An 18315-nucleotide genomic window follows, 5' to 3' on the forward strand; every position below is an offset into this window, starting at 1 on the left:
CTGGCACTGATAATTAAAAGGCTTCAAATCAGGGCAAAGGCCGGCAACCGGAAAAATTTTCCCGATCACGATCGGTTTTTTCCGCCGAAAAAAGGGTTGCACCCGGTTGCACCTTGACTATCCCGAAGCTAATCTTGCTGCCAGCTGATGCCACGCCGTCGTGGCAACCATGAGGATAAGAAAATGGCTACGACCACCCTTGGGGTCAAACTCGACGACCCGACCCGCGAGCGCCTTAAAGCTGCGGCCCACTCGATTGATCGCACTCCCCACTGGCTGATCAAGCAAGCCATTTTCAACTACCTGGAAAAACTCGAGAGCGGTGCAACCCTGACCGAACTCAGCGGCACGGCCCGGGGTGAAACCGACGATGCCGGCGAGGTCCAGGCCGACCACACTCACCAGTGCTTCCTCGAATTCGCCGAAAGCATCCTCCCGCAATCGGTCCTGCGCGCCGCCATTACCGCCGCCTACCGTCGCCCCGAGCCGGAAGTGGTGCCGATGCTGCTGGAACAGGCCCGACTGCCTGCCGCCATGGCCGAGGCCACCCACAAACTGGCTTCGGGCATCGCCGAGAAGCTGCGCAACCAGAAGAGCGCCGGCGGCCGTGCCGGTATCGTCCAGGGCCTGCTGCAGGAGTTCTCCCTGTCGTCCCAGGAAGGCGTGGCGCTGATGTGCCTGGCCGAAGCCCTGCTGCGCATCCCCGACAAGGGCACCCGCGATGCCCTGATCCGCGACAAGATCAGTACCGGCAACTGGCAGCCGCACCTGGGCAACAGCCCGTCGCTGTTCGTCAACGCCGCGACCTGGGGCCTGCTGCTGACCGGCAAGCTGGTCGCCACCCACAATGAAGCGGGCCTGACCTCGTCCCTGAGCCGCATCATCGGCAAGAGCGGCGAACCGATGATCCGCAAGGGCGTCGACATGGCCATGCGCCTGATGGGCGAACAGTTCGTCACCGGCGAGACCATCGCCGAGGCCCTGGCCAACGCCAGCCGCTTCGAAGCCAAGGGATTCCGCTACTCCTACGACATGCTCGGCGAAGCGGCCCTGACCGAACACGACGCGCAGAAGTACCTGGCGTCCTACGAGCAGGCCATCCACGCCATCGGCAAGGCTTCCCACGGCCGCGGCATCTATGAAGGCCCAGGCATCTCCATCAAACTGTCGGCCCTGCACCCGCGCTACAGCCGCGCCCAGTACGAACGGGTGATGGACGAGCTGTACCCGCGCCTGCTGTCGCTGACCCTGCTGGCCAAGCAATACGATATCGGCCTGAACATCGATGCCGAGGAAGCCGACCGCCTTGAGCTGTCCCTGGACCTGCTCGAACGCCTGTGCTTCGAACCGCAACTGACCGGCTGGAACGGCATCGGCTTCGTCATCCAGGCCTACCAGAAGCGCTGCCCGTACGTGATCGACTACGTCATCGACCTGGCGCGCCGCAGCCGTCATCGCCTGATGATCCGCCTGGTGAAGGGCGCTTACTGGGACAGCGAGATCAAGCGCGCCCAGGTCGAAGGCCTGGAAGGCTATCCGGTGTATACCCGCAAGGTGTACACCGACGTTTCCTATATTGCCTGCGCACGCAAGCTGCTGTCGGTGCCGGAAGTCATCTACCCGCAGTTCGCCACCCATAATGCCCACACCCTGTCGGCCATCTACCATATCGCCGGGCAGAACTATTACCCGGGCCAGTACGAATTCCAGTGTCTGCACGGTATGGGCGAGCCGCTCTACGAACAGGTCGTGGGCAAGGTCGCCGAGGGCAAGCTGAACCGTCCGTGCCGCGTCTACGCCCCGGTCGGCACCCATGAAACCCTGCTGGCCTACCTGGTTCGCCGGCTGCTGGAGAACGGGGCCAATACCTCCTTCGTCAACCGCATCGCCGACCAGTCCATTTCCATCCAGGAACTGGTCGCCGACCCGGTCAGCAGCATCGAGCAGATGGCCCTGCAGGAAGGCGGCTTCGGCCTGCCACATCCGCGCATTGCCTTGCCGCGCGAGCTGTACGGCCCGGAGCGCGCCAACTCGGCGGGCATCGACATGGCCAACGAACATCGCCTGGCCTCGCTGTCCTGCGCATTGCTGGCCAGCGCCCACAACCACTGGAAAGCAGTGCCGATGCTGGGCTGCGAGTCCAGCAACGAAACCGCGGCGCCGGTACTGAACCCATCGGATCACCGTGACCAGGTCGGTCATGTCCAGGAGGCCACGGTCGAAGACGTCGACAACGCCGTCCAGTGCGCCCTGAACGCCGCACCGATCTGGCAGGCCACCCCGCCGGCCGAGCGCGCCGCGATCCTGGAGCGTGCCGCCGATCTGATGGAAGGCGAGATCCAGCCGCTGATGGGCCTGCTGGTCCGCGAGGCCGGCAAGACCTTCGCCAACGCCATTGCCGAAGTCCGCGAGGCCGTGGATTTCCTGCGCTACTACGCGGTGCAGGCACGCAATGATTTCAGCAACGATGCCCACCGCCCATTGGGCCCCGTGGTCTGCATCAGCCCGTGGAACTTCCCGCTGGCCATCTTCAGCGGCCAGGTGGCTGCCGCACTGGCCGCCGGCAACCCGGTGCTGGCCAAGCCGGCCGAACAGACCCCGCTGATCGCGGCCCAGGCCGTGCGCCTGTTGCTCGAAGCCGGGATTCCTGAAGGCGTGGTGCAACTGCTGCCGGGTCGCGGTGAAACCGTCGGTGCCCGCCTGGTCGGCGACGATCGCGTCAAGGGCGTGATGTTCACCGGCTCCACCGAAGTCGCCCGCCTGCTGCAGCGCAATGTCGCCGGGCGCCTGGACAACCAGGGCCGACCGATCCCCCTGATCGCCGAAACCGGCGGGCAGAACGCGATGATCGTCGACTCCTCGGCACTGACCGAACAAGTGGTCATCGACGTCGTCTCCTCGGCTTTCGACAGCGCCGGCCAACGCTGCTCGGCCCTGCGCGTACTGTGCCTGCAGGAAGACTCCGCCGACCGCGTGATCGAAATGCTCAAGGGTGCCATGGCCGAATGCCGCCTCGGCAACCCGGAACGCCTGTCCGTGGATATCGGCCCGGTGATCGACGCCGAGGCCAAGGCCGGCATCGAGAAACATATCCAGGCCATGCGCGACAAAGGCCGCAGCGTCTACCAGGTCGCCATCGCCGACAGCGAGGAATGCAAGCGCGGCACTTTCGTCATGCCGACCCTGATCGAACTGGAAAGCTTCGACGAACTGCAGCGGGAAATCTTCGGCCCGGTGCTGCACGTGGTGCGCTACAAGCGCAAGGAAATCGACCAGCTGATCGCCCAGATCAACGCCTCGGGGTACGGCCTGACCCTGGGCGTGCACACCCGGATCGACGAAACCATCGCCAAGGTCATCGACAACGTCAATGCCGGCAACGTCTACGTCAACCGCAACATCGTCGGTGCCGTGGTCGGCGTGCAGCCGTTCGGCGGCGAAGGCCTGTCGGGCACCGGTCCGAAAGCCGGTGGTCCGCTGTACCTGTATCGCCTGCTGGCAACCCGGCCAAGCGATGCCATCGAGCAATCGTTCGTGCGGGTCGATGCCCTGAATGCGCCGGATGTGCGTTTGCGCGATGCCATGAGCAAGCCGCTGACCGCACTGCAAACCTGGGCCGGCGCCAACCAGCAGGCCGAACTGGCAGAGCTGTGCGCGCGCTTCGCCACGCAATCGCAAAGCGGCATCACCCGCCCTCTGGTCGGCCCGACCGGAGAGCGCAACACCTATGCCATCCTGCCCCGCGAACACGTGCTGTGCCTGGCGGACCTCGAAACCGACCTGTTGACCCAGCTCGCCGCGGTGCTGGCGGTGGGCAGTTCGGCGCTATGGCCGGAGGGTGAGCCGGGCAAGGCGCTATATGCCCGCCTGCCCAAAGAAGTGCAGGCGCGCATCCAGCGGGTAGCCGACTGGCAGAAGGACGAGGTGATCTTCGATGCCGTGCTGCATCACGGTCATTCCGACCAGTTGCAGGCGGTCTGCCAACAGGTGGCCAAGCGGGCCGGAGCGATTGTCGGCGTGCAGGGCCTGTCCCAGGGCGAAACCGGGATTGCCCTGGAACGCCTGGTGATCGAGCGGGCATTGAGCGTCAACACCGCCGCCGCGGGCGGTAACGCCAGCCTGATGACCATCGGCTGAACCACCTGAAAGAACAGGCGCCCGCAACGGGCGCCTGTTTCCACTCTCGCTCAGAACCCGAACCGGGGACTGTATTCAACCTGAAACCCCGCCTCCCTCAACTGCCCCTGCAGCGCCAGCAACTCCTCCCTGGATGACACCTGTCGAGGCCGAGGCGTCTCTCCACTCCCGCGATCCCTGGGAAGAAAGAAAATCGGCGCATCCCGCGCATCGAACCCGGGGGAAAAGGGATTACCGGTCTCATCGTTGTGCCAGACCAGGTTGCCACCGGTGTAACCCGCCCCGGCAATTTCCCGGTTCAGCGCTTGCACGATAGCGATGCCGAAACGATGGATATTGCCCATATCCACATGCTCCTGCGCCCCCTCGAAGGCGGGCCGCCCGGTGAGCAGCGGCCTGGCCCTCTGTCTCAGTTCCTCACAGGCGTTCCCCACGAACATCGGTGCAACCCGCAGCGGCCGTACGTTGTCACCCTGGGCCCTGCGCGGATAAATCGAAAACAGGTCATAGTCCGCCGTGATCGCCCTGTCGCTGCCCGGATTGCTCAACACCTTCACCGGCCCCGCCTCGTCGAAGACCTGGCCTTTCGCGTCGATGCTGAAATGGGCGGATGCACCTGACGGGTACTCGGCCCGATAGCCTGAACCCCGCGCCGCCATGTGCCCGGTCGCCAGCAACTCGTCAATGCGTGCCGGGGACAACATCAGGTTCACCGCCTTCGCCCCGCCGGCCAATGCCCCCTCGATACTGCGCTGCTGCCTGGCGACTTGCCCTGGCACCACCTTCGAGTAGGCAGGATTCAACGGGATGAAACCGGCTGTCGGCCCGGTGCCGCTGGATTTGGCCTTGACGTGAAAATTCTTCGAGGAAAACCCTTCCCTGAGCAGGCTCGCACTCAGGGGGTTGGGCGCACGAATGCCGAGCACGACGCCGTAGCGGTCCGCCACGGCCTGAATCGCTTCGGCATACAACAATCCGGGGCCGGCAGCGGACGATACGGATTGCGCCGGGATTTTCTGAAACGCCTGGGGGCTGTTCGCGACCGCTTTCAGCGACTCGGACAAGACCGAAGGCAAGGCACCCCTCAAAGGCCCGACGCCGAGAGACGGGGTGGTTGACAGTTTTTCCAGCATGGGGTGCTCCATCAAAAAAACTCGAAGGACCACTTTGACGGCAACCGATTCGTTCAAATATCAGAAAAAACCCCTACACGGCACTCTCTCGCGCCGACAAATACTACAAACCCAAGCGACGCCCCTGTCACTGCTTTGACCCTCCATCACCCAGATCAATCTTGCTAGGCACTGCCCATTCAGCCACCTAGACTCGGTCCATCCCATCAAAGGTAGGCCGCCATGTCCGAGACGCTGCTCAGTTCCCGTAATCTGGCTTTCGAGCTGTATGAAGTCCTCGATGCCGAAGGCCTGACCCAGCGCGAGCGGTTTGCCGAACATTCACGGGAAACCTTCGACGCCGCCCTCGGCACCGCCCGCACCATCGCCGAAAAGTTCTTCGCCCCGCACAACCGCAAGAACGATGAAAACGAGCCGCGCTATGAAAACGGCGAGGCGATCCTGATCCCGGAAGTGAAGCCGGCGGTGGATGCCTTCCTCGAAGCCGGATTCCTCAACGCCGCGCGCAGCTTCGAGGCAGGCGGCATGCAATTGCCGACGCTGCTGTCGCAAGCCTGCTTCGCGCATTTCCAGTCGGCCAACGCCGCCTCGACTTCCTATCCGTTCCTGACCATGGGCGCGGCGAACCTGATCGAGAGTTTCGGCAGCGAGGAGCAGAAGCGACGCTTCCTGCAGCCGATGATCGACGGACGCTTCTTCGGCACCATGGCGCTGACCGAACCCCATGCCGGCTCGTCGCTGGCCGATATCCGTACCCGCGCCGAACCGGCGGCCGACGGCAGCTATCGCCTCAAGGGCAACAAGATCTTCATTTCTGGCGGCGATCACCCGCTGTCGGAAAACATCGTGCACATGGTCCTCGCCAAGCTGCCGGAGGCACCGCCCGGGGTGAAGGGAATTTCGCTGTTTATCGTGCCCAAGTTCCTGGTCAACGACGATGGCAGCCTCGGCCCGCGCAACGATGTGCTGCTGGCCGGGCTGTTCCACAAGATGGGCTGGCGGGGCACCACCTCCACCGCGCTGAACTTCGGCGATAACGGTAGTTGCGTCGGCTATCTGGTGGGCAAGCCGCACCATGGCCTGAGCTACATGTTCCAGATGATGAACGAGGCACGCATCGGCGTCGGCATGGGCGCGGTGATGCTCGGGTATGCCGGCTACCTGTACTCCCTGGAATATGCGCGGGAACGCCCGCAGGGCCGTCTGCCCGACAGCAAGGACCCGGGCACCGCGCCGGTGGCGATCATCCAGCATGCCGACGTCAAGCGCATGCTGCTGACCCAGAAGGCCTATGTCGAAGGCTCGTTCGACCTCGGCCTGTACGCCGCCCGGCTGTTCGACGACACCACGACCCTGGCCTCGGAAGTCGAACGGCGCCAGGCCCATGAACTGCTCGACCTGCTGACCCCGATCGTCAAGTCCTGGCCCTCGGAGTTCTGCCTGAAGGCCAACGAGCTGGCGATCCAGATCCTCGGCGGCCACGGCTATACCCGCGAATACCCGGTGGAACAGTATTACCGCGACAACCGCCTCAACCCGATCCACGAAGGCACCCACGGCATCCAGTCGCTGGACCTGCTGGGCCGCAAGCTGGCGCAGAATGGCGGTGCCGGGCTCAAGCAACTGATCCGGCTGATCGCCGACACGGCCAGACGGGCAACCGCGCACACCTCGCTGGACGCCCTGCGCGAACCGCTGGAGCAACTGGTCGCCCGCCTGCAGACGGTGACCATCGGCCTGCTGACCGACCTGGCCCAGGGCAAGGTCAGCAGCAGCCTCGCCAACTCGGCGCTGTACCTGAAAGCGTTCGGCCACACGGTGATCGGCTGGCGCTGGCTGGAACAGGCGGTCCGGGCCGAAGAAGGCCTGGCCAGGGGCAACCCGGCGGACAGGGCGTTCTACAAGGGCAAGTTGCAGGCTGCCCGCTACTTCCTGACCTGGGAAGTCCCCGGCTGCCATCATGAGCTGACGATTCTCGAAGCACGGGACGATACCTGCCTGGCCATGCAGGACGATTGGTTCTAAAGCTTTTTGACAGCAGTACATTTCAACAGGTTAGAATCGCTGGCACGCAGACTGCATGGTCAGTCTGCGCACCGCCTTTCTAGCTTTCCTGGAGTACTGCCTTTGAATGCGACGACCATCAACAGCCTGTTCTTGATCGGCGCGTTGCTGGTAGGCGCAAGTATCCTGGTGAGCTCCCTGTCCTCGCGTCTCGGCATCCCGATCCTGGTGATCATCCTGGCCGTGGGCATGACCGCCGGCGTCGACGGCGGCGGCATCATCTTCGACAACTACCCGACCGCCTACCTGGTGGGCAACCTCGCCCTCGCCGTGATCCTGCTCGACGGCGGCCTGCGTACGCGGGTCGCGAGTTTCCGCGTGGCCCTCTGGCCGGCGCTGTCGCTGGCCACGGTGGGCGTGCTGATCACCACCGGGCTGACCGGCATGGCCGCCGCCTGGCTGTTCGACCTGAACATCATCCAGGGCCTGTTGATCGGCGCCATCGTCGGCTCGACCGACGCCGCCGCGGTGTTTTCGCTGCTCGGCGGCAAGGGCCTGAACGAACGGGTGACCGCCAGCCTGGAAATCGAATCCGGCAGCAACGACCCGATGGCGGTGTTCCTCACCGTGACCCTGATCGACATGCTCGCCAGCGGCCAGACCGGCCTGCACTGGAGCCTGCTCGGCCACCTGCTTCGCGAGTTCGGCATCGGCGGCATCATCGGCCTCGGTGGCGGCTGGCTGATGCTGCAACTGGTCAACCGGATCAACCTGGCCAACGGCCTGTACCCGATCCTGGTGATTGCCGGCGGCCTGGTGGTCTTCGCCCTGACCAACGCCCTGCACGGCAGCGGTTTCCTTGCGGTCTACCTGTGCGGCCTGGTGATCGGCAACCGTCCGGTACGCAGCCGCCACGGCATCCTGCACATGCTCGACGGCATGGCCTGGCTGGCGCAGATCGGCATGTTCCTGGTGCTGGGCCTGCTGGTCACGCCACACGACCTGCTGCCCATCGCCCTGCCGGCCCTGGGCCTGGCGCTGTGGATGATCCTGTTCGCCCGGCCGCTCTCGGTGGTGGTCGGCCTGCTGCCGTTCAAGGCCTTCCATGGCCGGGAAAAAGCCTTTATTTCCTGGGTCGGCCTGCGCGGCGCGGTGCCGATCATTCTCGCGGTGTTCCCGCTGATGGCCGGCCTGCCCCATGCGCAGCTGTACTTCAACCTGGCGTTCTTTATCGTGCTGGTATCGCTGCTGGTGCAGGGCACCAGCCTGCCGTGGGTCGCCAAGCTGCTCAAGGTCACGGTACCGCCGGAGCCGGCGCCGATCTCCCGGGCCGCCCTGGAAGTCCATGTCACCAGCGAGTGGGAACTGTTCGTCTACCGCCTGGGTGCCGAGAAGTGGTGCATCGGTGCCGCCCTGCGCGAGCTGAAGATGCCCGAGGGCACGCGGATCGCCGCGCTGTTCCGCGGCCAGCAACTACTCCATCCGTCGGGTAGTACGACCCTGGAGGTCGGCGACCTGCTGTGTGTCATCGGCCACGAACACAACCTGCCGGCCCTCGGCAAACTGTTCAGCCAGGCACCGCAACGCGGCCTGGATTTGCGCTTCTTCGGCGACTTCGTCCTCGAGGGCGACGCCCAGCTGGGCGCGGTCTCGGCCCTCTATGGCCTGAAACTCGAAGGGGTCGACCCGAATACCCCACTGGGCAACTTCATCGCCCACAAGGTCGGTGGCGCCCCGATCGTCGGCGACCAGGTGGAGTGGAACAACACGATCTGGACCGTCGCGGTCATGGACGGGAACAAGATCGGCAAAGTGGGCGTCAGATTCCCCGAAGGAAGTCGCCCAGGGCCGGGACTCTTCCTCTAAACTGCCCACTCTCTTCACCTTGCTCGACCGGTACCTATGTCCTTCTTGCGCTCTCTTTTCGTTACGGCCCTGCTGGGCCTGAGTCTTTCCGTCGGCGCGCTGCAGGCCGCCGAGCCGCCCACCAGCGAGTCGGTCCAGCAGAGCCTGGACAAGATCGCCGACCGCAAGCTGCCTGACGCCGATCAGAAAGCCCTGCAACTGGTGCTGCAACAGACCCTGACCTGGCTGTCGAGCGCCGACGACTACGACAAGCGCCTGACCGCGACCAAGCAGCAAGTCGCCGAAGCACCGCGCCAGACCAGCGAAAACCAGCGCGAACTGGCCCGCCTGAAAGTCACCAAGGTGGTCCCGGTCGCCCAGCGCTATGCCAGCCAATCGGTGCCGCAGCTCGAGCAACTGCTGGCCGAGCGCACCACCCAGCAGGGCGATCTGCAAAAGGCCCTGGCCGATGCCAACAGCCTGATCATCACCGCCCAGACCCGCCCCGAACGGGCACAGTCGGAAATCAGCAGCAGCCAGACCCGCATCCAGCAGATCAACACCCTCCTCAAGCTGGGCAAGGACAACGGCAAGACCCTGAGCAGCGACCAGCGCAATCAGCTGAACGCCGAGCTGGCCTCGATCAACGCCCTGATCCTGCTGCGCCGCCAGGAGCTGGCCGGCAACAGCCAACTGCAGGACCTGGGCAACAGCCAGCACGACCTGCTGATGGAGAAGACCGCGCGCCTGGAGCAGGAAATCCAGGACATGCAGACGCTGATCAACCAGAAGCGCCTGGCCCAGTCCCAGCAGACCGTCACCCAGCAATCCATCGAAGCCCAGAAAGCCGGTGACAGCAGCCTGCTGGCGACCGAGAGCGCGACCAACCTCAAGCTTTCCGACTACCTGCTGAAAAGCACCGACCGCCTCAACGAACTGACCCAGCAGAACCTGCAGACCAAGCAGCAGCTCGACAGCGTGACCCAGAGCGACCAGGCCCTGGACGAACAGATCAGCGTGCTCAAGGGCAGCCTGTTGCTGTCGAAGATTCTCTACAAGCAGAAGCAGGCCCTGCCGCGCCTGCAGGTGGACAAGGACCTGGCGGACGAGATCGCCGATATCCGCCTGTACCAGTTCGAGGTCAACCAGCAGCGCGAGCTGATCAGCAGTCCGTCCACCTACGTGGATAACCTGCTGGCGACCCAGCCACCGGAACAGGTCAACCCACAGTTGCGCCGCACCCTGCTCGACCTCGCCGTCACCCGCAGCGACCTGCTGGAACGCCTGAACCGCGAACTGAGCGCGCTGCTCAACGAATCCATCACCCTGCAACTGAACCAGAAACAGCTGCTCAGCACCGCCCAGAGCCTGCGCTCGACCCTGGACGAGCAGATGTTCTGGATCCCCAGCAACAAGCCGCTGGACCTGGAATGGCTGGAAGGCGTGCCCAACCGCCTGCAGAAGCAGGTCAATACCCTGCCCTGGCTCTCCAGCCTCAGCGAGCTGACCGACGGCCTGCTGCAACGGCCGCTGCTGTTCCTGCCCCTGCTGTTGCTGATCGGCGCGTTGTTGTGGAAACGCAACTACCTGTATGAACGGCTGACCAAGGTCCACAAGGACATCGGCCACTTCAAGCGCGACAGTCAGTGGCATACGCCGCTGGCGATCCTGGTCAACGTCCTGCTGGCGATGCCGATCGCCCTGGCCCTGGCGCTTTGCGGCTACGCCCTGCAGATCGACGCCCGGGGCCAGAACGCCAACCTCGGCGCCGCGCTGCTGCAGATGTCCCAGGCCTGGCTGGTGTTCTACACCGCCTATCGGATCCTCGCCCCGGGCGGCGTGGCCGAGCTGCATTTCCACTGGGAAAAACCCCAGGTCGAGTTTCTCCAGGGCTGGGTGCGACGCCTCGGTTTCGTGGTCATGGCACTGGTGGCCGTGGTGGCGGTGGCCGAACACCAGCCGGCCTCGCTGGCCGACGACGTGCTCGGCATCGCCGTAGTCCTGACCTGCTACGCACTGATGGCCTGGCTGCTCAGTCGCCTGCTGCTGGGCAGCCCGAACCACCACAATGCCTCGCTGTTCCGCAAACTGGTGGGGGTAGTGTTCACCGCGCTGCCCATCGCGCTGTTCGTCGCGGTCTGCTTCGGCTACTACTACACCGCCCTGAAGCTCAGCGACCGACTGATCAACACGCTCTACCTGCTGATGTTCTGGCTGGTGATCGAAGCCACCTTCGTCCGCGGCCTGGCGGTGGCGGCACGGCGCCTGGCCTACCAGCGCGCCCTGAGCAAGCGCCAGGCGGCCAAGGAGGCGGGCGATGGCGAGCCGGTGCTCGAAGAGCCGACCCTGGATATCGAGCAGGTCAACCAGCAATCCCTGCGCCTGATCCGCCTGGCCCTGCTCGGCGGCTTCGTCGCCGCGCTGTACTGGGTCTGGTCGGACCTGATCACGGTGTTCTCGTACCTGGACAACATCACCCTCTACGAGTACACCAGCGGCACCGGCGCCGCCATGAGCATGGTGCCGATCACCATCGGCAACGTCATCGGTGCCCTGGCGATCGTCGGCATCACCTTCGCCCTGGCGCGCAACCTGCCCGGCCTGCTGGAAGTGCTGGTGCTGTCCAAGCTCGAACTGGCCCAGGGCAGCGCCTACGCCACCACCACCCTGCTGTCCTATGTCATCGCTGGCATCGGCTTCGTGTCGACCCTGTCGACCCTGGGCGTGAGCTGGGACAAGCTGCAGTGGCTGGTGGCCGCCCTGTCGGTAGGCCTGGGTTTCGGCATGCAGGAAATCTTCGCCAACTTCATCTCCGGCATCATGATCCTGTTCGAACGTCCGGTGCGGATCGGCGACACCATTACCATCGGCACACTGTCGGGCACGGTCAGCAAGATCCGCATCCGCGCGACCACCATCACCGACTTCGACCGCAAGGACATCATTGTCCCGAACAAGACCTTCATCACCGGGCAACTGATCAACTGGTCGCTGACCGATACCGTCACCCGCGTGACCCTCAAGCTCGGCGTGGACTACGGCTCCGATCTGGACCGGGTCAAGGAACTGCTGCTCAAGGCCGCCCGCGACAACCCGCGGGTGCTCAAGGAGCCCGAGCCCCATGTGTATTTCCTCAACTTCGGCGAAAGCACACTGGACCACGAACTGCGCATGCACGTGCGTGACCTGGGCGACCGCAACCCGGTGATCGACGAGGTCAACCGCTTCATCAACCGCGAGTTCAAGAAAGAGCACATCAACATCTCGTTCCGGCAGATGGAGGTCTACCTCAAGAACCTGCACGGCCAGGAATACAAGCTGGTGCCGGTCGAAGGCGAAGCGGACGGCCTGGTGCCCAAGCCCCCTGCCGAGCCTGATCAGCCATCGCCGCTGAGCAAGCTCGACTAGCGTCAGGCGCCTGATCCCAGCAGAATGCTCGGACATTCTGCTGGAGATGGCCGTTGAAAGCCCTCGACGAACTGACCTTCGACAACCGCTTCGCCCGCCTGGGCGACGGTTTTTCCACCCATGTGCTGCCCGAGCCCATCGACAACCCGCGCCTGGTCGTCGCGAGCCCGGCGGCCATGGCCCTGCTCGACCTGGAGCCGGCGGTCGCCGAAGAGTCGGTGTTTGCCCAGCTGTTTGGCGGCCACAAGCTATGGGCCGAAGCCGAACCACGGGCGATGGTCTATTCGGGTCACCAGTTCGGCTCCTACAACCCGCGCCTGGGCGACGGTCGCGGGCTGCTGCTGGGCGAGGTCTACAACCAGGCGGGCGAACACTGGGACCTGCATCTCAAGGGTGCCGGCCAGACCCCTTATTCGCGCATGGGCGATGGCCGCGCAGTGCTGCGCTCGTCGATCCGTGAGTTTCTCGCCTCCGAAGCCCTGCAGGCACTGGGTATCCCCAGCAGCCGGGCACTCTGCGTGATCGGCTCCGACACCCCGGTCTGGCGGGAAAAGCAGGAGCGTGCGGCGATGGTCCTGCGCCTGGCGCCAAGCCATATCCGCTTCGGTCATTTCGAGTATTTCTACTACACCCAGCAGACCGAGCAGCACAAGCAACTCGGCGAGCATGTGCTGGCGCTGCACTTCCCCGCATGCCTGGAACAGCCGGAGCCGTACCTGGCGATGTTCAAGGAGATCGTCGAGCGCAACGCCGAGCTGATCGCCAAGTGGCAGGCCTACGGTTTCTGCCATGGCGTGATGAACACCGACAACATGTCGATCCTCGGCATCACCTTCGATTTCGGGCCCTTCGCCTTCCTTGACGATTTCGACGCCCATTTCATCTGCAACCACTCCGATGACCAGGGGCGCTACTCCTTCAGCAACCAGGTGCCGATCGGCCAGTGGAATCTCAGTGCGCTGGCCCAGGCGTTGACGCCTTTCATCACGGTCGAGGCCCTGCGCGAAACCCTGGGATTGTTCCTGCCGCTGTACCAGGCCCACTACCTGGACCTGATGCGCCGCCGCCTCGGCCTGACCACGGCGGAAGACGGCGACCAGCAACTGGTGGAAGACCTGCTGCAACGGATGCAGGTCGGCGGCGTCGACTACACCCTGTTCTTCCGCCGCCTGGGCGACCAGCCGGCCCATCTGGCGGTGGCGCGCCTGCGCGACGACTTCATCGACCTGAGGGGCTTCGATGCCTGGGCCGAGCGCTATCTGGCGCGCGTCGCCCGCGAACCGGATCAGGATGAAGCACAACGCAAGGCGCGCATGCATGCGGTCAATCCACTGTACATCCTGCGTAACTACCTGGCACAACGGGCCATCGAGGCGGCGGAAAAAGGCGATTACGCCGAAACAAGGCAACTACACACGGTGCTGAGCCGACCGTTCGAGGAGCAGCCCGGCATGGAGGCCTACGCCGAGCGACCACCGGAGTGGGGCAAGCACCTGGAGATCAGCTGCTCGTCTTGAGGTACAAGACGTACGTCTCCTTCAGATAAAGATCTGTTCACGCACCCCGAAGCGTTCAGCCAACCAGCGGATCTGGCGCAGGTTGAGCTGGCGCTTGCCACTGAGAATCTCGGAAACCACCGATTGCGGCCCCACGCCGGGCAGGTCGCTCTGGTTCAGGCCGTGCTCACGCATCATTTCCCGTAACACATCGGCCCCGCTGGCCACCGGCATCGGCCGATGCTCCTGGTCATACGCCTCGATATGGTCACTGAGGATATCCACCAGGCTCATGAGCGGGCTCGAGTCGTCCTCGCCAATCACCTCAAGCAGTTCGTCGAGCATGCCGACCAATGCATCGTAGTCAGCTTCGTTTTTCGGCTTGCGCAGCAACGGCTCGACAAAGTGCCAATGCTCGAAAGCCTGTCGGGTCATGAGGCTCATCACTATTCCTCCCTCCATTTACCCTTGTCATATTCGCGATGATCAAGCACATGCCTGATATAGAGACGGCATACCGTGTAATGCACCACCGCGATCAGCCGCAACTTGTTCCCGCCGATATCGAACACATGGAAATCACCAACCTTGTCCGTCGCCGGAAATATGGCCTTCATTGCCGCAAAATGGGCGGGATGACAGTTTTTGATTCGGCGATACCACGCATCCAGCGCAGAGGCCGAATCAGGCCAGCGGCCCTTGGCTTCCCAAATACGTTTCTCAGTGATGACACGCATGCAATCTCCCTATCGCATATTGCTATGGAGGTTAAGCTCACCGTCAAAATATCGCAATTTGATATACATAAAATCCGACTGACGGCGCGCTCTTCCAGACTAGATTCCCGGACAGAACACCGGTCGGCGAAAATGTGAGGGTATGCGACAAGCCCCTGAAGCCTTGATAAAACCCGCCCACGACTCCAGATAGAGAACCATTGGCCACTTATCCGGAGCCCCCTCTGATGTCCGAACCCCTGTTGATCCCCTGCCCCCACTGCAACGGCCTCAACCGCATCCCTGCCGACCGCCTGGGCGACCAGCCAAAATGCGGGCGCTGCAAGGCCGGGGTCCTGCTGGACAAACCTTTCGAGTTGAAACAGGGCGACTACGCCAGCCAGATCAAGGGCGACCTGCCGTTGCTGGTGGATGTCTGGGCGGATTGGTGCGGGCCGTGCAAATCCTTTGCACCGGTGTTCGAGCAGGCGGCAGGTCAACTGGCGGGCAAATGCCGGCTGGCCAAGCTCGACAGTGAAGCCAACCCGCAACTCTCCGCACAACTGGGGATTCGCTCGATTCCCAGCCTGATCCTGTTCAGGAACGGCCGGGAAGTCGCGCGGCAGAGCGGGGCATTTCCGTTGCCGCAACTACTGGCGTGGCTGCGCAGCCAGGGCATTGCCGCCTAAGCGTTGTCTTCCAGCAGGTTGTGCAGGTCGACGAACTGCTGGGTCAGCTTGTGGCGCGGGTCGAAGTGAATCAGCGGCTTGCTGGCTTCGTGGGACTCGCGCATCTTCACCGAACTGTTGAGGTACACCGACAGCACCGGCAGCCCTTCGGCGATCAGTTCGTCGAGCATCTGCTGCGGCAGGCTGGCCCGCGGCTGGAACTGGTTGACCACGATCCCTTCCACTTGCAGGCCTTCGTTGTGGTCTTCCTTCAGCTCTTCGATTTCCGCCAGCAGGCCATACAGCGCCTGCCGGGAAAAACTGTCGCAGTCGAAGGGAATCAGTACGCGATCAGCGGCGATCAGCGCTGAAACCGCATAAAAATTCAGCGCCGGCGGGGTATCCAGGTAGATCCGGTCGTAATCCTCTGCCAACTCGTCCAGCAGTTTGCGCAGCTTGTTGATCTTGTGTTTCGCCTCAAGCTTGGGTTGCAGGTCGGCCAGCTCGGCAGTCGCCGTGATCACATGCAGGTTGTCGAAGGGGGTTTCGTAGATGTCCACCTGGCCCTTCTTCGAGAACGGCCCGGACGAGAGGGTCTGCTTGAAGAAATCGGCAATCCCCATGGGAATGTCCTCACCGGTGAGACCGGTCAGGTACTGCGTGGAGTTGGCCTGGGCATCGAGGTCCACCAACAGGGTCCGATAGCCCTCGCTGGCGCTGACCGCCGCCAGGTTGCAGGCAATGCTCGACTTGCCGACCCCACCCTTCTGATTGAACACCACACGCCGCATGACAAGACCTCCGTGTATCAATGAATGACCGAGTGTAGAGGGCTTGGCCGCTGCTTCGCCACCTCGGAGAGACAAGTACTACTCCATCATCAGCAATAGCTGCGCAAACCCTCGATCATTCCACTCAAAGCGGGGAAACGACTGACAGACGTATCACCGAAAACATCGATAATGGCCATATGACACACAGCACGTTCGTCATTTGTAAATTTTATCGTGCAAAATGTAGCCAATTGTTTGCTACAAGTCCGCCGCACCGGGATAATGCGCGCCACTCGGCCACAGCGCCACGCCAAGGTTGGTATCGGTCAAGGAACCAGCCGTAGCGTTCAAGGAAGCCCGCAGGGGCGGGAAGACACTCAGTGATCAACTTCAATATCGCCCAATGGCGCGCCTGGGCCCCGGGCCTCGGGAGCGTGGACGACTGGCAGGCCTGGAGCCGCCAGCCCACGGTGCTTGCGCCGAGCGATGCCGCTCCCGACGTGTCGTTCCTGCCGGCCATGCAGCGCCGCCGTCTCAGCCGCCTGGCGCGCATGGCCTTCAGCGTCGGCTGGCCGCTGGCGCAAGGTCGCGAAGCCCTGCCATTGGTGTTCATCTCCCGGCATGGCGAGACCCCGCGGACCCTGGAAATCCTCAGCGACCTGGCGGCCGACCAGCCGCTCTCGCCCACGCAGTTCAGCCTTTCGGTACATAACGCCATCATCGGCCTGTGGTCGATCATGCGCGGCGAAACCAGCGAAATGACCGCACTGGCCGCCAATGGCGACGGCCTGGAGCACGGCATGCTGGAGGCCGCCGCGCTGCTCGGCGAAGGCGCCCCGGCGGTACTGCTGGTGATCACCGAAGAACAACCGCCCGCGGCCTACAGCCACTGGATCGACGATGTGCCGTTCCCCTATGCCGTCGGTCTGTTGCTGACCCCGGGCGATGAATGGCAACTGTCCCTCGCTCGTTGCCCGGACGATGGCAGCAGAACCCGGTGGCCCCATGCCCTCAATCTGGTACGGACCCTGCTCGGCCCGGACACCACCTGCCAACACACATGGAAGAACCGGGCATGGAACTGGCAACGCCGAGCGTGAACAAGCCCCGTGACGCCTACTACTGGCGCCTGCTGGCCACCGCTGCCAGCTTCGCCCTGTTCGGCTTGGGCGGCCTGTGCCTGCGCCTGGTGATCTTCCCCCTGCTCGGTTGCCTGCCCGGCGATGCGCAACGCCAGCGCCTGCGTGCACGACAAACGGTCAGCCGCCTGTTCTGGCTGTTTATCCGGTTCATGGCGCGTACCGGCGTGCTGACCTATGAAGTCGAGGGCGCGGAACGACTCGGCCGCGCCGGACAGATGATCATCGCCAACCACCCGTCGCTGATCGACGTGGTGTTCCTCATCGGCCTGGTGCGCAACGCCAACTGTGTCGTCAAGCAGAGCCTCTGGCAGAACCCGTTCACTCGCGGACCGGTACGCTCGACCGAATACATCAGCAACGACGGCAGCATGGAAATGCTCGACGCGGCCGCCGCCGCGCTGCAAGGCGGCCAGACCCTGATCATTTTTCCCGAAGGCACGCGCACGTCCCCGGGAGAGGCGCCGGCCTTTCATCGCGGCGCCGCCGCGATTGCCCTGCGAGGTGCGAGAATCATCACCCCGGTCGTGATCAAGGTCAGCCCCACCACCCTGACCAAGGCCGAACCCTGGTATCGCATCCCCGGGCGCCGCGTGCACTTCAGTTTTCGCGTCGGGGCCGATATAGACCCACAGACCTTCGCCAGCCAGGGCCCAGCGCCCCAGGCTTCGCGCAAGCTCAACGACTTTCTGCACCATTACTTCATTAAGGAGCTCGCCACAGATGAGCGATCCAACAAGCGCCCTGCACCTTGAGATCAAGGAACTGATCATCGACGCCCTCGGCCTCGAAGACATCAGCGCCCAGGACATCGGCAACGAGCAAACGCTGTTTGGCGAAGGCCTGGGCCTGGACTCGGTGGACGCCCTCGAACTCGGCCTGGCGATCCAGAAACGCTACGGCATCAAGATCGATGCCGACGCCAAGGACACCCGCGACCATTTCTCCAGCGTGGCCAGCCTTGCGGCTTTCGTCACGGCAAAACAGGCAGCGTGA

The 18315-nt window shown here is 63.6% G+C and carries 13 protein-coding genes; 9 read left to right on the forward strand and 4 right to left on the reverse strand.

Annotated features, from left to right (window positions below):
• Window positions 1-183: 183 nt before the first annotated feature.
• Window positions 184-4137 (forward strand): trifunctional transcriptional regulator/proline dehydrogenase/L-glutamate gamma-semialdehyde dehydrogenase, encoded by a 3954-nt coding sequence (putA, locus tag HX881_RS06020; protein ID WP_177083440.1) that lies wholly within the window; start codon window positions 184-186, stop codon window positions 4135-4137.
• Window positions 4138-4187: 50 nt separating this feature from the next.
• Here putA and HX881_RS06025 read toward each other — a convergent pair whose 3' ends face one another.
• Entirely contained in the window at window positions 4188-5270 is a 1083-nt protein-coding gene (locus HX881_RS06025) for an anthrax toxin-like adenylyl cyclase domain-containing protein (RefSeq protein ID WP_177083442.1), read from the reverse strand.
• Window positions 5271-5492: 222 nt separating this feature from the next.
• Between HX881_RS06025 and HX881_RS06030 the strand changes: the two genes are divergently transcribed.
• The 4 genes from HX881_RS06030 (at window position 5493) to selO (ending at window position 14044) form a co-directional block, all read left to right on the forward strand.
• Window positions 5493-7295, forward strand: a complete 1803-nt coding sequence (locus tag HX881_RS06030) for an acyl-CoA dehydrogenase (RefSeq protein WP_177083444.1) — start codon at window positions 5493-5495, stop codon at window positions 7293-7295.
• Window positions 7296-7397: 102 nt separating this feature from the next.
• Window positions 7398-9140, forward strand: coding sequence for a potassium/proton antiporter (locus HX881_RS06035; protein WP_017126865.1), 1743 nt, complete (start codon window positions 7398-7400; stop codon window positions 9138-9140).
• Between the two features lie 36 nt (window positions 9141-9176).
• Entirely contained in the window at window positions 9177-12527 is a 3351-nt protein-coding gene (gene mscK, locus HX881_RS06040) for a mechanosensitive channel MscK (protein ID WP_177083446.1), read from the forward strand.
• A 53-nt stretch (window positions 12528-12580) separates the two neighbouring features.
• A complete protein-coding gene (selO, locus tag HX881_RS06045) occupies window positions 12581-14044 on the forward strand; it encodes a protein adenylyltransferase SelO (RefSeq protein WP_017126867.1) in 1464 nt (487 codons plus the stop codon).
• 21 nt (window positions 14045-14065) lie between these two features.
• On the opposite strand, the gene HX881_RS06050 is transcribed toward selO, so the two are convergent.
• Both HX881_RS06050 and HX881_RS06055 read right to left on the reverse strand, forming a co-directional pair.
• The gene (locus HX881_RS06050; protein WP_017126868.1) at window positions 14066-14467 is read right to left on the reverse strand and encodes a helix-turn-helix domain-containing protein; all 402 of its coding nucleotides are present in this window, start codon (window positions 14465-14467) and stop codon (window positions 14066-14068) included.
• Between the two features lie 2 nt (window positions 14468-14469).
• Window positions 14470-14760 (reverse strand): type II toxin-antitoxin system HigB family toxin, encoded by a 291-nt coding sequence (locus HX881_RS06055; protein WP_017126869.1) that lies wholly within the window; start codon window positions 14758-14760, stop codon window positions 14470-14472.
• A gap of 227 nt (window positions 14761-14987) precedes the next feature.
• Here HX881_RS06055 and trxC point away from each other — a divergent pair, with 227 nt between their 5' ends.
• On the forward strand, window positions 14988-15428 hold the full coding sequence (gene trxC, locus HX881_RS06060) for a thioredoxin TrxC (RefSeq protein ID WP_017126870.1): 441 nt from the start codon (window positions 14988-14990) through the stop codon (window positions 15426-15428).
• Here trxC and HX881_RS06065 read toward each other — a convergent pair.
• Window positions 15425-16198, reverse strand: a complete 774-nt coding sequence (locus tag HX881_RS06065) for a ParA family protein (RefSeq protein ID WP_017126871.1) — start codon at window positions 16196-16198, stop codon at window positions 15425-15427. The genes trxC and HX881_RS06065 overlap by 4 nt on opposite strands.
• 362 nt (window positions 16199-16560) lie before the next feature.
• On the opposite strand from HX881_RS06065, the gene HX881_RS06070 reads away from it, so the two are divergent.
• Genes HX881_RS06070 through HX881_RS06080 form a run of 3 tightly spaced genes read left to right on the forward strand, consistent with a single transcriptional unit; the run spans window position 16561 to window position 18315 of the window.
• Window positions 16561-17280: a beta-ketoacyl synthase chain length factor gene (locus HX881_RS06070; RefSeq protein ID WP_177083448.1), complete on the forward strand. Its 720-nt coding sequence runs from the start codon at window positions 16561-16563 to the stop codon at window positions 17278-17280.
• On the forward strand, window positions 17256-18074 hold the full coding sequence (locus HX881_RS06075; RefSeq protein WP_177083450.1) for a lysophospholipid acyltransferase family protein: 819 nt from the start codon (window positions 17256-17258) through the stop codon (window positions 18072-18074). The genes HX881_RS06070 and HX881_RS06075 overlap by 25 nt, the downstream gene beginning before the upstream one ends.
• A complete protein-coding gene (locus HX881_RS06080) occupies window positions 18043-18315 on the forward strand; it encodes a phosphopantetheine-binding protein (protein ID WP_010453729.1) in 273 nt (90 codons plus the stop codon). The genes HX881_RS06075 and HX881_RS06080 overlap by 32 nt, the downstream gene beginning before the upstream one ends.

This window comes from Pseudomonas gingeri (assembly GCF_013386115.1).
GTDB classification, from domain to species: domain Bacteria; phylum Pseudomonadota; class Gammaproteobacteria; order Pseudomonadales; family Pseudomonadaceae; genus Aquipseudomonas; species Aquipseudomonas gingeri.

Bases quoted from the DNA above. Each gene is read 5' to 3' on its own strand.
- mscK (WP_177083446.1), top strand. From the start codon at position 9,177: ATGTCCTTCTTGCGCTCTCTTTTCGTTACGGCCCTGCTGGGCCTGAGT.
- HX881_RS06075 (WP_177083450.1), top strand. From the start codon at position 17,256: ATGGAACTGGCAACGCCGAGCGTGAACAAGCCCCGTGACGCCTACTAC.
- HX881_RS06030 (WP_177083444.1), top strand. From the start codon at position 5,493: ATGTCCGAGACGCTGCTCAGTTCCCGTAATCTGGCTTTCGAGCTGTAT.
- putA (WP_177083440.1), top strand. From the start codon at position 184: ATGGCTACGACCACCCTTGGGGTCAAACTCGACGACCCGACCCGCGAG.
- HX881_RS06050 (WP_017126868.1), bottom strand. From the start codon at position 14,467: ATGAGCCTCATGACCCGACAGGCTTTCGAGCATTGGCACTTTGTCGAG.
- HX881_RS06065 (WP_017126871.1), bottom strand. From the start codon at position 16,198: ATGCGGCGTGTGGTGTTCAATCAGAAGGGTGGGGTCGGCAAGTCGAGC.
- HX881_RS06055 (WP_017126869.1), bottom strand. From the start codon at position 14,760: ATGCGTGTCATCACTGAGAAACGTATTTGGGAAGCCAAGGGCCGCTGG.
- HX881_RS06025 (WP_177083442.1), bottom strand. From the start codon at position 5,270: ATGCTGGAAAAACTGTCAACCACCCCGTCTCTCGGCGTCGGGCCTTTG.
- trxC (WP_017126870.1), top strand. From the start codon at position 14,988: ATGTCCGAACCCCTGTTGATCCCCTGCCCCCACTGCAACGGCCTCAAC.
- HX881_RS06080 (WP_010453729.1), top strand. From the start codon at position 18,043: ATGAGCGATCCAACAAGCGCCCTGCACCTTGAGATCAAGGAACTGATC.